At 63.2% G+C, this 20260-nt stretch carries 14 protein-coding genes; 3 read left to right on the forward strand and 11 right to left on the reverse strand.

Features of this window, described 5'->3' with window-relative positions:
- Window positions 1–26: 26 nt before the first annotated feature.
- The 8 genes from gltB to OCT39_RS13165 form a co-directional block, all read right to left on the reverse strand.
- Window positions 27–4469: a glutamate synthase large subunit gene (gene gltB, locus OCT39_RS13130; protein WP_263584910.1), complete on the reverse strand. Its 4443-nt coding sequence runs from the start codon at window positions 4467–4469 to the stop codon at window positions 27–29.
- Between the two features lie 471 nt (window positions 4470–4940).
- Window positions 4941–6044 carry a 3-dehydroquinate synthase gene (aroB, locus tag OCT39_RS13135; RefSeq protein ID WP_263584911.1) on the reverse strand — a complete coding sequence of 368 codons (1104 nt, stop codon included), beginning with the start codon at window positions 6042–6044 and terminating at the stop codon, window positions 4941–4943.
- Window positions 6041–6607: a shikimate kinase AroK gene (gene aroK / locus OCT39_RS13140; RefSeq protein ID WP_263584912.1), complete on the reverse strand. Its 567-nt coding sequence runs from the start codon at window positions 6605–6607 to the stop codon at window positions 6041–6043. The genes aroB and aroK overlap by 4 nt, the downstream gene beginning before the upstream one ends.
- Complete coding sequence (gene pilQ, locus OCT39_RS13145) at window positions 6607–8697, reverse strand: type IV pilus secretin PilQ (RefSeq protein ID WP_263584913.1); 2091 nt, start codon at window positions 8695–8697, stop codon at window positions 6607–6609. Before pilQ ends, aroK begins: the two co-directional genes overlap by 1 nt.
- A 63-nt stretch (window positions 8698–8760) precedes the next feature.
- Window positions 8761–9285, reverse strand: coding sequence for a pilus assembly protein PilP (locus OCT39_RS13150; RefSeq protein ID WP_263584914.1), 525 nt, complete (start codon window positions 9283–9285; stop codon window positions 8761–8763).
- Window positions 9282–9923 (reverse strand): type 4a pilus biogenesis protein PilO, encoded by a 642-nt coding sequence (locus OCT39_RS13155; RefSeq protein WP_263584915.1) that lies wholly within the window; start codon window positions 9921–9923, stop codon window positions 9282–9284. Before OCT39_RS13155 ends, OCT39_RS13150 begins: the two co-directional genes overlap by 4 nt.
- Window positions 9923–10501: a PilN domain-containing protein gene (locus OCT39_RS13160; protein ID WP_263584916.1), complete on the reverse strand. Its 579-nt coding sequence runs from the start codon at window positions 10499–10501 to the stop codon at window positions 9923–9925. The genes OCT39_RS13155 and OCT39_RS13160 overlap by 1 nt, the downstream gene beginning before the upstream one ends.
- Complete coding sequence (locus OCT39_RS13165) at window positions 10498–11559, reverse strand: pilus assembly protein PilM (RefSeq protein ID WP_263584917.1); 1062 nt, start codon at window positions 11557–11559, stop codon at window positions 10498–10500. The genes OCT39_RS13160 and OCT39_RS13165 overlap by 4 nt, the downstream gene beginning before the upstream one ends.
- Before the next feature lie 195 nt (window positions 11560–11754).
- On the opposite strand from OCT39_RS13165, the gene OCT39_RS13170 reads away from it, so the two are divergent.
- A complete protein-coding gene (locus OCT39_RS13170) occupies window positions 11755–14283 on the forward strand; it encodes a penicillin-binding protein 1A (protein WP_263584918.1) in 2529 nt (842 codons plus the stop codon).
- Window positions 14284–14375: 92 nt separating this feature from the next.
- Here the strand turns inward: OCT39_RS13170 and OCT39_RS13175 are convergent, their stop codons facing one another.
- From OCT39_RS13175 to OCT39_RS13185, 3 genes are all read right to left on the reverse strand, one after another.
- Window positions 14376–16388, reverse strand: a complete 2013-nt coding sequence (locus OCT39_RS13175) for a TRAP transporter permease (protein WP_263584919.1) — start codon at window positions 16386–16388, stop codon at window positions 14376–14378.
- Window positions 16389–16490: 102 nt separating this feature from the next.
- Window positions 16491–16991 carry a DUF1850 domain-containing protein gene (locus OCT39_RS13180; RefSeq protein WP_263584920.1) on the reverse strand — a complete coding sequence of 167 codons (501 nt, stop codon included), beginning with the start codon at window positions 16989–16991 and terminating at the stop codon, window positions 16491–16493.
- A gap of 49 nt (window positions 16992–17040) precedes the next feature.
- Window positions 17041–18000, reverse strand: a complete 960-nt coding sequence (locus OCT39_RS13185; protein WP_263584921.1) for a TAXI family TRAP transporter solute-binding subunit — start codon at window positions 17998–18000, stop codon at window positions 17041–17043.
- Between the two features lie 294 nt (window positions 18001–18294).
- Between OCT39_RS13185 and csiR the strand changes: the two genes are divergently transcribed.
- Together csiR and OCT39_RS13195 are read left to right on the forward strand one after the other, a co-directional pair.
- Window positions 18295–18984 carry a DNA-binding transcriptional regulator CsiR gene (gene csiR, locus OCT39_RS13190; protein ID WP_263584922.1) on the forward strand — a complete coding sequence of 230 codons (690 nt, stop codon included), beginning with the start codon at window positions 18295–18297 and terminating at the stop codon, window positions 18982–18984.
- A gap of 93 nt (window positions 18985–19077) precedes the next feature.
- Window positions 19078–20256 (forward strand): acyl-CoA dehydrogenase, encoded by a 1179-nt coding sequence (locus tag OCT39_RS13195; protein ID WP_263584923.1) that lies wholly within the window; start codon window positions 19078–19080, stop codon window positions 20254–20256.
- Window positions 20257–20260: the final 4 nt, after the last annotated feature.

Here is a 20260-nt window from a genome sequence, read left to right on the forward strand (position 1 = left end):
TCCTCTCGGCGATGGACACATTCGGATTACTGCGGCTGACGCCGAGATTGATCCAACAGACTTCCCAGACTCGCCGCCTTCGGCTTCACCAGCCAGAAGTGGCGCGCGTAGTCGCTGAAGTCTTCCAGAATGGCTGCCCCACGCTTTGATCCGGTCTCGGCCACGTAGGCTTCGATCGTCTCGCGCAGGTGGCGGCGGTACGCCTCCATCGCCTCGGTGTTGACCCGGTGAATCTCCACCAGCTCGTGGTTGTACTTGTCCACGAAGCTGCGCTCTTCGTCGAGCACGTAGGCAAAGCCGCCGGTCATGCCGGCGCCGAAGTTGACGCCGGTCTCACCCAGCACGCAGATCATACCGCCGGTCATGTACTCGCAGCAGTGATCCCCCGCGCCTTCGATGACCGCCATGGCGCCGGAGTTGCGCACGCCAAAGCGCTCGCCAGCCACGCCCGCGGCATACAGCGTGCCGCCGGTGGCGCCGTACAGGCAGGTGTTGCCGACGATCGAGGTCTTGTGACTTTCGAACTCGCTCACCTTGGGTGGCACGATGACGATGCGCCCGCCGTTCATGCCCTTGCCGACGTAGTCGTTGGCATCGCCTTCGAGATACAGATTCAGGCCCCGCGCGTTCCACACGCCAAAGCTCTGGCCTGCCACGCCGGTGAAGCGCGCGGTGATCGGGGCGTCTTCCAGGCCCTCTTCGCCATAGCGCTTGGCGATGGCGCCGGAGGAGAGCGCGCCAACGCTACGATCGCAGTTAGTGATATCGAAGCTGAAGTCGCCGCCGGAGCGGTTCTCGATGGCGCTTTTGAGCGCCTCGAGCACTTCCTGGTTTTTCGCACCCGGATCGTGGGGCACGTTGCGACTCACCGTGCAGAACTGCGGCGCATCCGCCGGCACGAAATCGTTTTTCAAAAGCGGGGTCAAATCGAGCCCGCGCTGCGAGGCGGTGCGCCCTTCGATCACTTCGAGCAGATCGGTGCGGCCGATCAGGTCGGTCAGCCTGCGCACGCCCATCATCGCCATCAGCTCGCGCACTTCTTCGGCAATGAAGCGGAAGTAGTTCTTGACCATGTCGACGGTGCCGCGAAAGTGCTCGCCGCGCAGGTAGTCATCCTGGGTGGCGACGCCGGTGGCGCAGTTGTTCAGGTGACAGATGCGCAGGTACTTGCAGCCCAGCGCCACCATGGGCGCGGTGCCGAAGCCGAAGCTCTCGGCGCCGAGAATCGCCGCCTTGATGACGTCGAGCCCGGTCTTCAGGCCGCCGTCGGTCTGCAGGCGGATCTTGTCGCGCAGGCCGTTGATACGCAGCGCCTGGTGCACCTCGGGCAGACCCAGCTCCCAGGGGGAACCGGCGTGCTTGATCGAGGTCAGCGGGCTCGCCGCGGTGCCGCCGTCGTAGCCGGAGACGGTGATCAAGTCGGCGTAGGCCTTGGCAACGCCGGTGGCGATGGTGCCGATGCCGGGCTCGGAGACCAGCTTGACCGAGACCTGGGCTTGTGGGTTGACCTGCTTGAGGTCGAAAATCAGCTGCGCCAGATCCTCGATCGAGTAGATGTCGTGGTGCGGCGGCGGCGAGATCAGCGTCACACCAGGCACGGCGTAGCGCAGCTTGGCGATGATCTCGTTGACCTTGCCGCCGGGCAGCTGGCCGCCTTCACCGGGCTTGGCGCCCTGGGCGACCTTGATCTGCAGCACTTCGGCGTTGACCAGATACGACGGCGTCACACCGAAGCGGCCGGAGGCGATCTGCTTGATCTTGGAGCTTCGGATGGTGCCGTAGCGGGCGTGGTCTTCGCCGCCTTCACCGGAGTTGGAGCGCCCGCCGGCTTCGTTCATCGCCTGGGCCAGCGCCTCGTGAGCCTCCGGCGACAGCGCGCCGAGGGACATACCGGCGCTATCGAAGCGCGGCAAGAGCTCCTCGATGGACTCCACCTCGTCCAAGGCGATGGAATCGCCGGACTGCTTGAGCTTCAGCATGTCGCGAATGGTCGCCACCGGGCGCTCGTTCACCTGCTGGGCGAACTTCTTCCATTTGGCGTAGCTGCCTTCCTGCACCGCCGCCTGCAGCGTCATGACCACGTCCGGGTTGTAGGCGTGGTACTCATAGCCGTGAACGTACTTGAGCTGGCCGCCCTGGGAGATTCCCTTGCGCGGCGTCCAGGCATCCTTCGCGATCAGCGTCTGCTGCATCTGCAGCTCGCCAAAGCCTGCGCCCTGAATGCGCGAGGCCATGCCCACGAAGCAGGTGTCCATGATCTCGTCGTTGAGCCCGACTGCCTCGAACAGCATCGAGCCGCGGTAGGAGGCCAAAGTCGAGATGCCCATCTTGGAGAGAATCTTGAACAGCCCCTTCTGCAGGCCCTTACGGTAGTTCTCGCGGGCGTCCGCCGGGTTGCCGGTCAGCTCGCCGACGCGATGCATGTCCGCCATGACCTGGTAGGCAAGCCAGGGATAGACCGCCGTGGCGCCCACGCCGAAGAGCACCGCCATCTGATGAGCATCACGGGCGTAGCCGGTCTCGACGATGATGTTCGCCATCGGGCGCATGGCAAGACGGCCCAGGTGGCTGTGTACCGCACCCACGGCGAGCGCGGCCTGAATCGGCACTTCGCCCTTGGGCAGCTCGGCGTCACTGAGCACCAGCAGCACGCAGCCCTCCTTCACCTGACGCTCGGCCTTCTGGCACAGCGCGTCGACGGCCTGCTTGAGGCTGGTCTCGTCCGGGTTGTAGCCCAGCGAGAGTAGGCAGCTGGCAAACGCCGGATCGTCCTGGCTGACCAGCGCGGTGAACTTGCGCGGCGACAGGATCGGCGTGGTCAGAATCAGGCGATGGGCGTGTTCCGGGGTCGCCTTGAAGACGTTGAGCTCGGCGCCGCAGCAGGTTTCCAGCGACATCACGATCGCCTCGCGCAGCGGGTCGATCGGCGGGTTGGTCACCTGGGCGAATTTCTGCCGGAAGAAGTCGGTCAGAAGACGCGGGCGGCTCGACAGCACCGCCATCGGCGTGTCGTCGCCCATCGAGCCAACCGCTTCTTGGCCGCTTTCCGCCAGCGGGCGCAGCACCTGGTCGCGCTCTTCGAACGTCACCTGGAACATCTTCTGCTGCACGTTGAGTGCATCGGTATCCATGCTCTGGAACCGCGCAAGCTCGGTCAGCGCTGACTCCAGATAGCTCGCCTGCTCTTTCAGCCAGCGCTTGTAGGGGTAGGCGGACTTCAGGCGGTTATCGATGTCGTCGGTATGCAGCACTTCGCCGGTCTGGGTATCGACGGCGAGCATCTGGCCCGGGCCGACGCGGCCCTTGGCCACCACGTCCTCGGGCTTGTAGCCGTAGGTGCCGGTTTCGGAGGCGAGCGTGATGTAGCCGTTCTTGGTCATCACCCAGCGCGCCGGGCGCAGGCCGTTACGGTCGAGCATGCACACCGCCTGGCGGCCATCGGTCATGACCACGCCGGCGGGGCCATCCCAGGGCTCCATGTGCATGGAGTTGTACTCATAGAACGCGCGCAGCTCCGCGTCCATGGTCTCGACGTTTTGCCAGGCCGGCGGCACCATCATGCGCACGGCGCGGTGAAGCTCCATGCCGCCGGTGAGCAGCACTTCGAGCATGTTGTCCATGCTCGAGGAGTCGGAGCCGGTGGTGTTGACTACCTCGTCGAGCTTGACGATGTCCGGCAACTGCTCGCTTGCGAAGTTGGCCTTCCGGGAGTTCGCCCAGCCGCGGTTGGCTTCGATGGTGTTGATCTCGCCGTTGTGGGCGAGCAGGCGAAACGGCTGGGCCAGCGGCCAACGCGGCGCGGTGTTGGTCGAAAAACGCTGGTGGAATACGCAGATGGCGGTTTCCAGGCGCGAATCGTTCAGGTCCTTGTAGAAGGCCGGCAGATCTTCCGGCATCACCAGGCCCTTGTAGGAGACGACTTCAGAAGAGAGCGAGGCGACGTAGAAGTCCTCCTCTTTCTTCAAGGCCTGCTCAGCGTAGCGCCGGGCCATGAACAGGTCGACGGTGAAATTGGCGCTATCGCCAGGCTCGACGAAAATCTGTTCGATCCGCGGCAGACAATCGAGCGCCATCGGGCCGCACACGCTCGAATCCGTGGGCACTTCGCGCCAGCCCAGGCGCTTCAAGCCGCGGCTGTCGAGCTCGCGCTCCAGCGTCTCGCGGGCCGTCCGGGCGCGCGCATCATCATTGGGCAGAAAGATCACCCCCACGGCGAAGCGCTCGCCGGGCTCGGTGCCCAGCGCTTCTTTTGCGACATCGCGCATGAACCGGGTCGGCATTTTCAGCAGCAGCCCGCAGCCGTCGCCGGTTTTGCCGTCGGCGGCGATGCCGCCCCGGTGGGTCATGCAGGTCAGCGACTCGATGGCGGTTTTGAGGAGATCGTGACTGGCTTCCCCTTGCATGTGCGCGATAAGCCCAAAACCGCAGTTATCGCGAAACTCGCCAGGCTGATGAAGACCTTTGTTCATGGGCGTGCCTCTAGTCAAGGTGTTTTACTGGCAGCGAACTTGTGCTTTAATAGCGGGTTTTCTTTTTATTTTGTCTTGCCTTTCCCGCCCGAGCTCCCGGCTCCCTGGCGTTCGCTGCCTTAGGAAAATGGCCGCTCAGCATAGCCACTTGCCCCCACCTGGCGCAATCGCCCGACCGCGCCAAATTTCTCAAAACTCTCGCCAAATCCTGTATTTGCAGCACCACCCAACCAAAAAACATAGCTCCGTCAACCACTTAAGCCGATATCATGCGTAGTCTGCGTGAGCCCGAATGCCACATAGACTTTAGTCTAACAACACCGCTTTTATCCATGCCGATAACGCATACGGCATACCGATTGGCGCAACCATTGGCTTTACGCATGACCCAAACGCCAAAACCCGCCACGTGGGCGGGTTTTAGAGGCGCCGGTCGACGCCTGCTGTCAAGACAAAGACAGAAGAACGGAATTATTCGCTTCGCGGGTAGCGCCGAAGCAGCTCGTTAAGCGTATCCGGTGGCGTCTGATCGCTGATTACCGCCTCACCCAGAGCGTTGAGCAATATCAACCTGAGCCGGGCATCGACGTTTTTCTTGTCCAGCCGCATCCGGCTGAGAAAATCCTCGACGCTCATGTTCGACGGCGCGGCCAGCGGCAGCCCCGCGCGCTCGATCACCGTCCGGGCGCGAGTGAGCATCGGCTCGTCGATCATGCCAAGCTCGAAGGAGAGTGTGGCCGCCATCGCCATCCCGGCGCCGACCGCCTCGCCGTGTAGCCAGTTGCCGTACCCCTGGTGCGCCTCGATGGCGTGGCCAAAGGTGTGGCCCAGGTTCAGAAGCGCCCGCACGTCCTGCTCGGTTTCATCTTCGGCGACGATATCGGCCTTGATCTGACAGCTCACCGCGATCGCCTCACTGACGGCATCGGCATCAATACGGCGAAGCGCGTCCATGTGCTCCTCGAGCCAGCCAAGAAACGCCTCGTCGCGAATCAAGCCGTACTTGATCACTTCGGCAAGCCCGGCGGAGAGCTCGCGCGGCGGGAGTGTGGCCAGCGTGTCGATATCGATGAGTACCGCGCGAGGCTGGTGGAAAGCGCCGATCATGTTCTTGCCCAGCGGATGATTGACGCCGGTCTTGCCGCCCACCGAGGAGTCTACCTGGGAGAGCAGCGTGGTCGGTACCTGAATGAACGCCACTCCGCGCTGATAGGCGGCGGCGGCAAAGCCGACCATGTCGCCGATCACGCCGCCGCCGAGTGCGATCAGCGTGCAGCGGCGATTGAACCCGGCACCCAGCAGGGCATCCCAGATGCGCTCGACTTGCTCCAGGTTCTTATAGCGCTCGCCGTCGGGTAGCGACACCGTACGCACGTCGCACTCCTCGGGCAGCGCGTCCATCAGCGCCTTCAAGTAGAGCGGCGCAATGGTGTCGTTGGTGACTACCATCACCTGGCGGCCCGCCAGATAAGGCGCCAGCAGGCCGGGCTCACCGATCAGGCCGCGGCCGATATGAATGGGGTAACTGCGCTCGCCGAGCGCGACGTTGAGGGTGCGACGGGCGTTGGCAGTCATGAGGATACCCCGGAGTCGGTGAGCTGGCGGCTTTCCAGCGGATCGTTCAAGCGCCGCGCGCGGCGCAAAATGTCGTTGACCACCGCACGCGGGCTTCGCCGGTCGGTGCGTACGGTAATGTCCGAGGTCGCGCGATAGAGCGGGTCACGCAGTAAAAACATATCCTTGAGTACCTGCTCGCGGTCGACGCGCTGCAAAAGCGGGCGGTTCTTGTCGCGGGCGGTACGCTTGAGCTGCTGCTCGACGGTGGTCAGCAGATACACCACGGTGCCGCGCTCGCGCAGCGCCCGGCGGTTCTCTTCGCGCAGCACCGCACCGCCGCCGGTGGCCAGCACCACCCCAGAAAGCCTGGTGAGCTCGTCGATCATCTGCACTTCGCGAAGGCGAAAACCGGGCTCGCCTTCGACGTCGAAAATCCAGGGAATGTCCGCGCCACAGCGGTCCTGGATCACGTGATCACTATCAAAGAACGTGCGTGAAAGCTCCGCGGCCAGCAAACGGCCGATGGTGCTTTTGCCGGCTCCCATCGGGCCGACCAGAAAAAGATTGGGTAAATCCTGCATCAGCGAACCGTCAAACCATCATCGAGTAGTCGTGGAGTAATAAACACTAACAGCTCTACCTTCTCATTGCTCTCCTGGTTATAGCGAAACAGCCGGCCCAAAAGCGGCAGATCGCCCAGAAGCGGCGTTTTGGAAATTTGGCTGAGCTGCTCGGTGGTCAAGATACCGCCCAGCACCACGGTTTGGCCATTGTCCACCAGTACCTGGGTTTCGATCTGGTTGGTATCGATGGGCGGCTCACCACCGAATTCGCTTTCGCGGAAACTATCGTTCTTGATCACCAGATCCATGATGATGCGGTTGTCCGGAGTGATTTGCGGCGTGACCTCGAGCGAAAGCTCGGCTTCCTTGAACTGGGTATCCGGGTTGCCCTCTGCATCGACGCTTTGAAAGGCGCGCTCCTCGCCCTGGCGGATGGTGGCGGTGCGCTGGTTGGCGGTGATGATGCGCGGCTGAGAGATCGTCTGGCTCTTGCCCTCGCTTTCGAGTGCTCGAAGCTCGAGATCCAGCAGCACGTCGCCGGAGAGATAGCCGAAGCTGAAACCGGTGCCCGCGACCGCGCCGGGGCCAAGGTCCACGGCGAGCCCGCCCCGAGCACGGCTGAGACCTTGTGGATTGAGGTCTCGACGAACGCCTTGCCCAAACTCGTTAATCTGAAAGCCGCGAGTGCTCGAGGCGCTCCAGTTGACCCCCAGCTCGCGGGAGGCGTTATCGCGGGCGATGACGATGCGCGCCTCGATCTGTACCTGGCGCACGGCGACATCGAGCCGGTCGAGGGTGGCCACGATTTCGCGAAGCTGGTCGGCGGTATCCTGCACCAGCAGCGTATTGGTGCGCTGGTCCACGCTGACCCGGCCGCGGTCGGTCAACAGGCCAAAGCCTTCGGCGCCGCGCAAGAGCTGGGCGAAGTCCTCGGCGCGGGCGTAGCGCACCTCGATGAACTCGGTCACCAGTGGCGCCAGTGTTTGGCGCTGATTGCGCGACTCGATCTGTTGACGTTCGACCTCGGCGAGCTCCCCAGCCGGGGCGATCACGATCACGTTGCCCTGCTCGCGGCTCGATAGTCCCTGGCTTTGCAGAATCAGCGCCAGCGCCTGATCCCAGGGCACGTCGTTCAAGTTCAGCGTGACCCGGCCGGTGACGCTGTCACTGGCGACCAGGTTGAGCCCGGTGAATTCGGCAAGCGTGGCGAGTACCGAGCGCACTTCGATGTCCTGAAAGTTAAGGCTCAGCCGGTCGCCGGTAAAGCGCTCTTCCGCCCCCTGGGCAAGCGAATCGGCGGGGGTGGCCACGGGCTCGACGTCGATGGTCAGCACCCGCCCGCTTTGCGAGGAGAGCAGCGCATAAGGCCCCTGGGTTTGCAGCTCGAGCTGGGTGCCCGTGGCGGTGGTGCGCGGCGTGATGCGATTGATGGGCGTGGCGAAGTCGGTGACATCGAGAATCTGGTCGAGCGACGCGGGCAGCGTGACGCCCGGCAAGGTGGCGTTCACCACGCCAAGACCCGCCTCCTCGACGCGGGCGTTCACCCCGCTTTGACTGAACGTGACCAGAAGCCGCCCGGCGCCGTTGGCGCCGCGGCGAAAATCGATGTCCTCGATGCTTGGCCCACTAGAGGCGGCCGGCGCCGGGCGCGGTGACGGTGGGGCAGTGGGGACGCTGGCGGCGCTTGGCGTGGACGCGACCGGCGGCTGGGAGCCAATGGCGGTGGGGGTAAGAAACACGCTGAGCCGGCTGGGCGAGGCCGCCGAGCGAAACGTGTGCGCGCCGCTCAAATCGACGATCAGCCGCGTGCGCCCGCCACCTTCGATGGTGGTAATGCGCTCCACCCCACCCAGCCCCACGGCCTGGCTTCGCTCGGCGAGCCCGTTTTGCGTATTGGCCAGATCCAGCGCCAGCCGCGGCGGCGCCTCCAGCGCGTAGCCAGTCAGCTCGCCCGGCGCGCCGTCAAATGACAGCAGTAGCTCGACCTCCCCCTGGGGCGCATCACGCACCTCCAGGTCGGTCAATAGCGCCGCCGAGGCAAGCGCCGGGCAAGCGAGCACAGAGAGGGCGAGCAGACAAAGCGCGGTACTGCGGGCAATGGTGATCATAAACAGGGATGTCCAAATAAACGTCCAACGAAAATGGTTGCTCAACCGCAGCTCACAAGCGCCTCAGGGCTGCAGCGACAGGGCGGCCGGGCTCGTTTGCCACCCTTGCTGCTCGTCAAGGATGCGCTCGACCAGCGTGACCTCGTCCAGCGTAATGCGGGTAATCTCCCCGTAGTTGGTGCCCAGGTGATTGCCTTCGCGCACGGTGACGACGCTGCCGTCCGGCGTTGCAATCAGGGCGACGCGCTGAGTGCCCATCTGAAGCGTACCTACCAGGCGTAGCGACGGGAGCGCAAAGGCCTCCAGCGGCTCCAGCGGGCGCTCGGTATCCGGCGCCAGGGCGCTATCGCGCGTCGCGATTGTCTCACTGCGCGCGAGCCGCTCAGGCGCCAAAAACGGGCTGCGTGACTCGCTATATCGATAGTTTAATAGCGCGGGCTCGGGAAACGGTGCGGCGTCGATGGCCACCGGCACGTTCGGTTCGCGCCGAATGTCGGCAAGCGTGGCATCGAGCTGGTCGAGCATGGCGTCGTTGCAGCCACTCAGCAAAGCGGCCAGCAAAAGCGGCGTTAGCGCGCGCGGACTCATGGCGCTACCTCGTCGGGTCGAGCCTCGTCGATATAGGTATAGGTGCGCGCATCCAGCGTCAACCGTAGCGACTCGCCCGGCGGCTCGACGGCGGTGAGGGTCAAATCGTGCTGGGTCACGATGCGCGCCAGCTGGCTGATATCGGCGACGAAGCGGCCCAGCTGGTGGTAGCCGCCGCGCACCTGAATATCCAGCGGATGCTCGATGTAATGCTCGTTGGCCACCGGCGCGCCGAGGCGAATCACCTCGATGGTAAGACGATTATCCACCGCGGCATCGCTGATGCTGTCCAGAAGGGACGGAATTTCGACATTGGTGGGCAGCATCGCGCGCATGCGCTCCATGTGTCCGCCAAGCGTTTCAAGCTGGCTTTGAACGTTGGGCAAGAGCGCCACTTCCGAGGCCTTGACGCGGTAGTCGCTTAAAAGGCGCGCCTCCTCACGTTTGGCCTCGGCAAGGCCAGCGCGCTTTTCGCTCACCTGCCAGGCCATCAGAGCCCCAAAGGCGACGGCGAACACCAGTATCACGCACAGCGCCTTCAAAAAGATCGGCCAGCCGCCGGCCTCTTTTAGATCGAGACTTTGCACCTCGACTTCCTTGAGACGCTGCCACTCCTGGCGCGCCCGGGCTTTACTCATCACTGGGCGGTCTCCTCGGTCGTCGCACTGGCCTCGACGGTGGGCATCGTTTGAATCATCTCGAAGCGAAAACGCCGCCCCTGCTCGTCCGGCGCGCTGGTGACTTCCGATAGCACCGGCACCGCGAAGCCCGGCACGCGGGCCAGGCGGCGAAGCTGCTCGGAGACCTGGCGCTCGTCGTTGGCCGTCGCCGTCACACTCACCCGCGGGCCTTCACGGCTGAGCTCTTCGTAGACCACACCGTCGGTCAAACTGGCCGCCAGCGCGTTGAAGAGCTCGACGGTATCGACGCGCTCGCTTTGCAGCGTCCTGAACAGGGCAAGCTGCTGATTGAGCTGGGCAGCATCCTCCTGGTAGCGCTTGACGTCCTCGATCTGCTGGTCGAGCTGCTCGATGTGGCGGACGATATAGTCATTACGCATCGCCTGCTCGTCGAGCTCCTGTTGATAAATGAGCGAAACGCCGAGGGCGGCCAGAATACCCAGCGCAAGCGCCAGTGCCAGCACGCCGTAAAACTGTTTGGTGCGCTTCTCCCGACGCGCTTCGCGCCAGGCCAGCAGATTGATATTGATATTCACTGGCTCACCTTCATGGCAAGCCCACAGGCGGTGAGCATTGCCGGCGCGTCGCTGGTCAGCCCCTTGACGTTGATCCGCGAGCGAAGCTTCATGCGCTGAAACGGATTGGCCTGGGTCACCGTCAGGTCGTTCTCCTGGGCGATGCGCTCGGCAAGGCCCGGAATCACGCTCGACCCGCCGGCCAGCACCAGATGCTCCACGCGCCGCTTGCGCCCGGCGGTGTAGTAAAGCTGTAGAGAGCGGCCTACCTGCTGTACGACGGTGTCGATGAAAGGATCGAGCACGCTCTTTTCGTAGTCCTCCGGCAACCCGCCGCGCTTTTTGGCAAGCCCCGCCTCTTCGTTGGTCAGCTCATAGCGCTCGCGGATGTTATCGGTGAGCTGGCGCCCCCCGTAAACGGTATCGCGGCTGTAAATGATGCGGCCCTTGTCGAGCACGTGGAAAGCGTTCATGGTCGCGCCCAGATCCACCAGCGCGATGTTCGACTGCGACGCCTCGGCCAGATCGATCTGGCGTCTGAGCTCGCCAAACGAGCGCTCCACGGCGAAGGTTTCAACGTCGACGGCGGCCGGTTCGAGCCCGGCCTGGATCAGGGTATCGGTGAGCTGGCTGACATCGCGCTGGCGACACGCCACTAAAATCACCTGCTGCAGAGTGTCGTCGCCGGGCACCAACCCCAGGCGCTGGAAATCGAACGCCACCTCGTTGAACGGAAAGGGAACGTGGCGGTCGTACTCCTCGATGATACGCGCTTCGATGTCCTCTTCGCCAAGCGATGCGGGGTACGTGAGGGTGCGGGTAATCGCCGCACTCGCCGGTACCGCGACGGCGGCCTTGCGTGTGGTGGGTTTGGCGTGTTCGACGGCGGCTCTAAGTACTCGCGCCACGTCGTTGATATCGCGAATACGCCGCTCCACCACCGCGCCTTCCTTGAGCGGGCGTACGGCGTAGCTTTGTACCTGATAGTTGGTATCCAGCTGTTTAAGCTCTAAAAGCTTGACGGTGGCCGAGGTGATATCGACCCCGATCAATCCCTTTCCAGACGTTGATAAGCGCATGGGATCCCGTTTGGTTTTATCGTTTTACCGAGCGTGTAGCGAGGTTACCTTATTTTTAGCGGCGCGACACGTTAAGGCCCACATGGCATATCAACACTGGTGGCCGGTGGATAGGCTTCTTATAATGGTGCCCAATTGCGCAATACGGCCAGCTGGACGCCGTACCTCTTTTATCTCCACGGGTGCCCTCTGTTCATGACGTTTTTACGAACTCTTCTCGTGTCACTGTTCTCCGCGGTGGTCGCCCTCGTGGGCGCCACGGCGCTGGCGGTGATCGCCGCTTCCATCTACTTTTCGCCCGGGCTTCCCGATGTGCGTCAGCTACAAAATTTCGAGCTCCACACCCCGCTTCGTATCTTCACCAACGACGGCCGGCTGATCGGCGAGTTCGGTGAAGAGCGCCGCATGGTGGTGGACTTCGACGAAATCCCTCAAAACATGATCAATGCGCTGATCGCCGCCGAGGACTCGAGCTTCTTCGAGCACGCGGGGGTCGACCCGCGGGGTCTGGCCCGTGCTGCGGTGGAGCTTGCCAGCAGTGGCGGCACGATCCAGTCCGGCGGCTCGACCATCACCATGCAGGTCGCGCGTAACTACATGCTCACTCTGGATCAGACCTTCACGCGCAAGATTCGCGAGATCCTGCTGGCGCTTCAGATGGAGCAGGTGCTCTCCAAGGAGCAGATCTTCGAGCTCTACGTGAACAAGATCTTTCTGGGCAACCGCGCCTACGGCATCGCCACCGCCGCGGAGACCTATTACGACCGCCCGCTCTCCGAGCTCACGCTGGCCGAAACCGCGATGATCGCCGGCCTGCCCAAGGCGCCGTCGGCGTTCAACCCGCTGGCCAACTCCGAGCGCTCGCTGATTCGCCGCAACTGGATCCTGTTTCGCATGCGCGAGCTGGGTTACATCGATAACGACACCTATCAGGCGTCGGTGCAGGAGCCGGTCACCGCGCGTCGCCACTATACGCAAACCGAAGTGGACGCCTCCTACGTCTCGGAAATGGCGCGCCAGTACGCCGTCGAGCGCTTTGGCGATACCGCCTACACCGGCGGCTACCGCATCTATACCACCATCGATAGCGAGCTTCAGCCCGCCGCGCGTCAGGCGCTGGCCGATGGTTTGATCGAATACGACCGCCGTCACGGCTGGCGCGGGCCGGAGCAGAGCGACATCGCCGCGAGCCTGGTCGAAGCCCAGGAGCAGACCACGACCCAAGGGCTCGAGGAAGAGCTTTCCGAGTCGCCGGAGATTCGCCAGACCGCGCGCCAGGCCGCCGAACGCAGCCAGACCGAAATCGAAGGCATTGAGGGCGACGTCTCCAACTGGCTTCAGGTGATCGAGCGCACGCCCAACTACGGGCTTTTGCAGCCAGCCATCGTGGTCGAAAGCAGCGGCCGCGAAATGCAGGTGCTGACCCGTGACCGTGAACTTAAAACCATCGGCTGGGACGGCCTGAACTGGGCCCGCCAGTATCTGAGTCCGCGAAGCCGCGGCGGCGAGCCCGCCAATGCCAGCCAAATCGCCGAGCGGGGCGATCTGATTCGCGTAGTGGAAAGCGATGACGGCTCGCTACGCCTTTCCCAGCGCCCGGACGTTGAGGGATCGCTGGTGGTGCAGGACCCGCGCACCGGCGCCATTCTCGCGCTGCAGGGCGGCTTCGATTTCAACGCCAGTAAATTCAACCGTGCCATTCAGGCCCAGCGCCAGTCCGGCTCGATCTTCAAGCCGTTCATCTATCTCGCCGCGCTCGACGACGGCGGCATGACCGCGGCGAGCGTAGTCAACGACTCGCCGCTGGTGGTCGATGACGGCAGCGACTCGCTATGGCGGCCGATGAACTCGAGCCGCGACTTCCAGGGCCCGATGCGCCTGCGCCCGGCGCTGGCCCGCTCGCGCAACCTGGTCACCATCCGGGTACTGCAGTCGATGGGCATCACCCCGACCATCAACTATCTGGAAGGCTTCGGCTTCTCGGTGGATCGCCTGCCGCGTGGGCTATCGCTGGCCCTCGGTAGCGCAAGCCTTACGCCGATGGAGATGACCAACGCCTACGCGGTCATTGCCAACGGCGGCTTCCAGGTCTCGCCCTGGTTCATCGAGCGCGTCACGCGTAACGACGACCGCGAAATTCTCGACGAAGCCACGCCCAGCATCGCCTGCGCGAGCTGCGCCGAAGGCCAGCAAAGCGTCGAGATCGACGGCAAGAGCTACCCCATCGCCAAGCGCGTGGCCGACCCGGCGGCGGTGTACATCCTTCGCGACATGCTGCGCGACGTCATCACCTCGGGCACCGGGCGCGCCGCGCTCAGTCTCGACCGGGACGATATCGTCGGCAAGACCGGCACCACCAACAACCAGCGCGACGCCTGGTTCGCCGGCTTCAACAGCAACCTGGTGACTACGGTGTGGGTCGGCAAGGACAGCAACGAAACCACCGCCGAGTACGGCGCCAGCGCCGCGCTGCCGATCTGGATCGACTTCATGGGCCAGGCCCTGGCGGGTACGCCGTCGGCGCTGCCGGAGCGTCCGAGCAACGTGGTGACCGCACGGGTCGACCCGGACAACGGACGTCGGCTTTATGACAATCAGTCCGGCGGTATCACGGAGCTGTTCCGCGAGGATAATCTGCCCTCTTATCAGGCGCGCACGGTGAGCCGCGAGTTCGAGGAAGCAACCGGCTCCCAGGGCTCCGGCGCGGCAGAGTCGATCTTCTAACGCTTTTAAGCCCTGAACGAAAAAGGCCTGAACGAAAAAGCCCGGGACGCCATGGCGTCCCGGGCTTTTTTGTGGCGCTCACTCAAGGCCGGTCACGGCATGACCGGGTGCTCCTCACGGCGGCTGGCCAGGTAGTTGGCGGCGATGATCACGGCCATCACGACCACGCCCGCAAGCTCGGTCCAGAGGCTTGGGTAGAAGACGCCGAAGATCGCCGCGCCGATCGCCAGACGCGCCGGCCAGCTCATTCGCGTGAACAGATAGCCTTCGAGCGAGGCGGCAAAGGCGCACAGCGCGAAGATCGCGATCACCGCATTCCAGATCACGACCGGCACCGGCCCGCCAATGATGATCTCCGGATTGAAGACCATGAACAGCGGAATCAGGTAGAGCCCCTTGGCGAACTTCCAGGCCTGGAAGCCGGTTTCCATCGGTTTGCTGCCGGCAATCGCCGCCCCGGCAAAGCCCGCCAGCGCAATCGGTGGGGTCACGTTGGAGTCCTGGGAGTACCAGAACACCACCAGGTGCGCGATCAGAAGCGGTACGCCGAACTCATTGGTCAAGGCAGGCCCCACCAGCACGATCAGCACGATGTAGCTGGCGGTCACCGGCAGCCCCATGCCGAGCACCAGACTCGCCAGTAGCACCATGACCAGTGCCAACACCAGGTTACCGCCAGAGAACGCGAGCATCATCGAGGAGAACTTGAGCCCGAGCCCGGTCAGCCCCACCACGCCCACGATAATCCCGGCCACGGCGCAGGCCATCGATACCGCCACGGCGTTGCGCGCGCCCAGTTCGAGCCCTTCGACCAGTTTGGTCAACCCCGACCAGACCACCGCTTTGGTACGCGCTGCGGTCACCGGCTGGCCCTGGCCGGGGGCAACGAAGAAGTAGCAGAGCGCGTAGCGAATCACCGCCACCGCCACCATGGTGATGACTGCGTAATACCCCACCCGCATCGGTGACAGATTCAGCACCAGCAGCCACACCAGCACCGCCAGCGGTAGCAGAAAGTGCCAGCCGTCCTTCATCACCTGGCGCATCTTCGGAAGCTCGGAGCGCGGCATGCCCTGCATGCCCTGCTTGAGCGCAATGATATGCACGAACAGATAGACCGTGGCGAAGTACATGATCGCCGGCAGGATACTGATCTTGACGATTTCCAGATACGGCGTGTTGGTGTACTCGGCGATCAAGAAGGCACCGGCGCCCATCAGTGGCGGCATGATCTGCCCGCCGGTCGAAGCCGCGGCTTCGATACCGCCGGCCTGCTTGGGCTTGTAGCCCAGCTTTTTCATCAGCGGAATGGTGAAGGCACCGGTGGTCACCACGTTGGCGATGGCGCTGCCGGAGATCGAGCCCATGCCCGCCGAGGCGAGCACGGCAGCTTTTGCCGGGCCGCCGCGCTGGCGCCCGGTGGCGGCGTAGGCCATATCGATGAAGAATCGCCCCGCGCCGGTACTCTCGAGAAAGGCGCCGAACAGCACGAAGATGAAGATGTAGGTCGCCGCCACGCCGAGCGGCAGCCCAAAGATGCCCTCCTGGCCGAGATAGAGCTGCCCCGCGACGCGGTCCAGCGTATAGCCACGGTGCGAGAGAATGCCCGGCAGCCACTCGCCAAGCCAGGGAAGCTCGCCCCGGGGGCCGGCCAGGGCGTAAACGATGGCAATCAGCCCGATGATGGTCATGCCGAGTCCCACCGCGCGGCGGCTCGCTTCCAGCACCGTGACGGTCGCGATCATCGCCACGATGATGTCGGTCTGGTTCCAGAACCCGGCGCGGTTGATGATCTCATCGAGAAAGAACACCAGATAGCCGCCGGTGATCAAAGCGCCAGCGAAGCAGACGGCATCGAGCGCCCAGCCGAGCGCCCCGCGCTTACGATCCGGGCCGAACACCGGAAACATCAGAAACGCCAGCAGCATGACCAGCGCCAAATGAATGCTGCGCTGGTAGAAAAGCCCGAGCGGCTGAATACCCGCCGAGTAGAGCTGAAAAAGCGACAGGGCGACCGCGACCAGCGTGATCGCCCAGAGTGCGGCGCGAGGCTGAATCGCGTTGGCACCCGGCATGACCACCGGCGGTTGAGTGGATTCGCTCATGGAGTCCTCGAAGCGTTAAAAAAGCTGCGTTAGAAAAATTGCGCTAAAAAGCGGTCCTGGAAGATCTTCATACCCCAACCTGAGACGATTCGAGCGTGTTGATCACTCGGTGTTGGCGCTTGACGACGACGCAAGCTCGATCGTCACGCGCTCGCCGGCGGCGCGCTCGCTAATGCTCGACGGCTCATGCTCGCCGTCAGGCCAGACGATACGGTGATTCACCCCAGGCGCCCCCGCCCGCAGCAGGTAGCGGTTGCTTGGGACCGGCTCGTCGATGGCGTTGATCCAGTAGCCGCCCTCGCCGTCGGAGACCTGCTCGCCGCGGCCCGCGATATGGCCAAGGCCCGCGGCGAAGTCCGGCTGATGGCTGCGCTCGAGCACCATCTGCCCCTGTTGATTGCGATAGCAGTCGAGCACGGTGAAGTGCGCCACCGAATGGTTCCAGGCCATGCACCAGCGCCCGCCTTCCACAACGGTGTCATCGATCAACACCTCACCCGACTCACTGGTCACCACCAAACGCGCCGGCGCCTGTCCCCAGGCGCCGGCGTGCGGCAGTGTCATCAGTGAAAGCGCTATCAGCGGTAGAGTGAACCACTGCATGATCAGACGCCTTTTGAACGATCGTTAAGAGAACGTGTTAAGAGAGTGATCAAGGACGCAGGCGGTCGGGAATCTCGACACCGGTCTCCTCGAAGTAGCGAATCGCGCCGGGATGCAGCGGCACCGGCGTGGACTCCATGGTGAACTCCACGGTGGTGTCGTTGGCCGCCGGGTGAACGGCGATCAGCTCGTCGGTGTGCTCGAACAAAAGCTGGGTGAGCTGATAGGCAAGCTCTTCATCCATGTCCGCGTTGACCACCAGCACGTTGGGAATACCTATGGTTTGCACCGCTTCGTCCATACCGTCGTAAAGCCCGGCTTCCAGCTGGTAGGGAGCGAACACCGCCTCCTCTTCCTGAGCATTGGCAATCTCTTCGTCGGTCAGGCTGATCAAGCGGATGTCGCGGGTCGCCGCCAGGTTCATGATCGAGCTGGTGGGCGGGCCCACGCTCCAGAAACCGGCGTCGATGTCGCCGTCGCGGATGGCGTCGGCGGTTTCGTTGAAGTTCAGCCGCTGGGCGGTGAAGTCGTCGTAGCTAATGCCGTTGGATTCGAGCACGGCGCGGGCATTGAGCTCGGTGCCGCTGCCCGGGGCGCCCACCGATACGCGCTTGCCGGCCAGATCGTCGATGCTTTCGATGTCGGATTCCGCGAGCACGACCAGCTGCACGGCGTTGGGATAGATCGAGGCCAGCGCCCGGGTGTTCTCGACCTGGCGGCCTTCGAAATCGCCGGTGCCGGTGTAGGCCTGGTATACGGTGTCGGCAAGCGCTGTCGCCATGTCCGCATCGCCGCGCATGATCAGCCCCATGTTCTCGACCGAGGCGCCGGTTACCTCTGCCGTGGCCTGGGCGCCTTCGATGTGGTTGTTGATCATCTCGGCCAAACCGCCGCCGATCGGATAGTAGACACCGCCGGTTCCGCCGGTGGCGATCGATAGCTGCTGGGCACTGGCGGGTAGCGCCATGGCCAACATGGTCGTGGCGGCTGCGTATTTTAGCGTTTTCATGAGCGTTGCCTCTATCCTTTTGGGAGCGTTATTGATGTTTAAATCAAGGCGGTATCAACGGCGTCGGGCATTCGAAAATGTTTTTCACCCAACCGTTTAGTCGACGTTAGCACGGTTTTAAATCAAACGTTAATGGGACGATAGTGCCATGACCCAGGCTCTGTGCCGGCGTTTTTGGAACGCTTTCGCCCTTAAAAGCGTTTAAAAGGCGCGCTTGATCATGCTAAAGAATCGAAATTAACGGATAATGACCGTCATTTATCAAAAACGGCCAACACCGCTACAGGATACGCGATGGATACCTCCCTGCCCCGGCCTAACCTGGCCATCAACGCCTACCGCGATTTGAAGCGCGACATTATTCGCGGGCGCTACCCGGCGGGCGAAAAGCTGTTGATGAGTCGTTTGAAGGAGCACTACGGGCTCAGCACTGGCCCGCTGAGAGAGGCGCTTTCACAACTAGTGGCGGACCGGCTGGTCATCGCCATTAGTCAGCGCGGCTACCGCGTCGCCCCCATGTCGCTTTCTGAGCTGCGTGATATCTACGACGCCCGCGCACAGCTCGAAGGGTTGGTGCTAAAACTGGCCATCGAGCGCGGCGACGATGACTGGGAAGCCGAGGTACTGGCCACTGCCCACCGCCTTGGCAAGGTCACCAATGTAAGCTCCCCGGAGGCGTTGCTGGATACCTGGGACGCGCGCCATCAGGCGTTTCACACCGCTATCGCCAGCGGCTGTAACTCCCCTCACCTTCTGCAGATGCGCGAAACGCTCTTCAGCCAGGTAGAGCGCTATCGCCACCTTTGGCTCAAGCAGACGGTGATGTCGCCCGCGGCGCTTTCACGAAAACACGACGAGCACAGCGCCCTGGTCGAGGTCATTCTGGCCCGCGACGCCGAGCGCGCTGCGGTCATGATGCGCGATCACCTGATGACGCCGGTACCGATCATCACCGAGCTCTTGCGCGAGCGCGGCATCGACTAGCGTTTCCTCAACTAACGTCGTCGTTTTATAAAAATGTAGATATTTTTTTATATCAGCGCTACATTGGACGCACTTATCAGGAGGGCTATTGCCATGTCACGCTTCAACTGGGACGACCCGCTGCTGCTCGAACAACAGCTGACCGACGAAGAGCGCCAGATCCGCGACGCCGCGCACGACTACTGCCAGGAGAATCTCCAGCCGCGCGTGCTGAGCGCGTTTCGTGAAGAGCGCTTCGATCGCGAGATCATGTCCGAGATGGGCGAGCTTGGCCTACTGGGCGCGACGGTGGCCGAGGAGTACGGCGGCGCCGGCGTCAACCACGTCGCCTACGGGTTGATCGCCCGCGAAGTGGAGCGCGTCGATTCAGGCTACCGCTCGGCGATGAGCGTGCAGTCGTCGCTGGTGATGTATCCCATCGAAACCTACGGCAGTGAAGAGCAAAAGAAAAAGTATCTGCCCAAGCTCGCCACCGGCGAGATGGTGGGCTGCTTCGGCCTGACCGAGCCGGACCACGGCTCCGACCCGGGCTCGATGATCACCCGCGCTGAACAGGTCGATGGTGGCTACCGCCTGACCGGCGCCAAGATGTGGATCACCAACAGCCCGATCGCCGATATCGCCGTGGTGTGGGCCAAGTCCGCCGCCCATGAAAACCAGATCAAGGGGTTCATCGTCGAGCGTGGCACGGAAGGCTTCTCCACGCCAAAAATCGAGGGCAAGGTGTCGCTGCGCGCCTCGATCACCGGCGAGATCGTGCTGGATAACGCTTTCGTGCCGGATGAGAACCTGCTGCCGAACGTCAGCGGTTTGAAAGGCCCGTTTGGCTGCTTGAACAAGGCGCGCTATGGCATTGCCTGGGGGGTGATGGGCACCGCCGAGTTCTGTTGGCACGCCGCGCGTCAGTACACTCTTGATCGCAAGCAGTTCAACCGGCCGCTCGCCGCCAACCAGCTGATTCAGAAAAAGCTCGCCGATATGCAGACCGAGATCACGCTCGGCCTTCAGGCGGCGCTGCAGGTCGGCCGGCTGATGGACAACGGCAGCTGGACACCGGAAATGGTCTCGCTGATCAAGCGCAACAACTGCGGCAAGGCGCTGGACATTGCGCGGCTCTCGCGGGACATGCACGGCGGCAACGGCGTCTCCGACGAGTACGGCGTCATTCGTCACATGGTCAATCTCGAGTCGGTCAACACCTACGAAGGCACCCATGACGTACACGCGCTGATTCTGGGCCGCGCTCAGACCGGTCTGCAGGCGTTCTTCTAAGCCG

This window comes from Halomonas sp. GD1P12, from assembly GCF_025725645.1.
Lineage (GTDB): Bacteria > Pseudomonadota > Gammaproteobacteria > Pseudomonadales > Halomonadaceae > Vreelandella.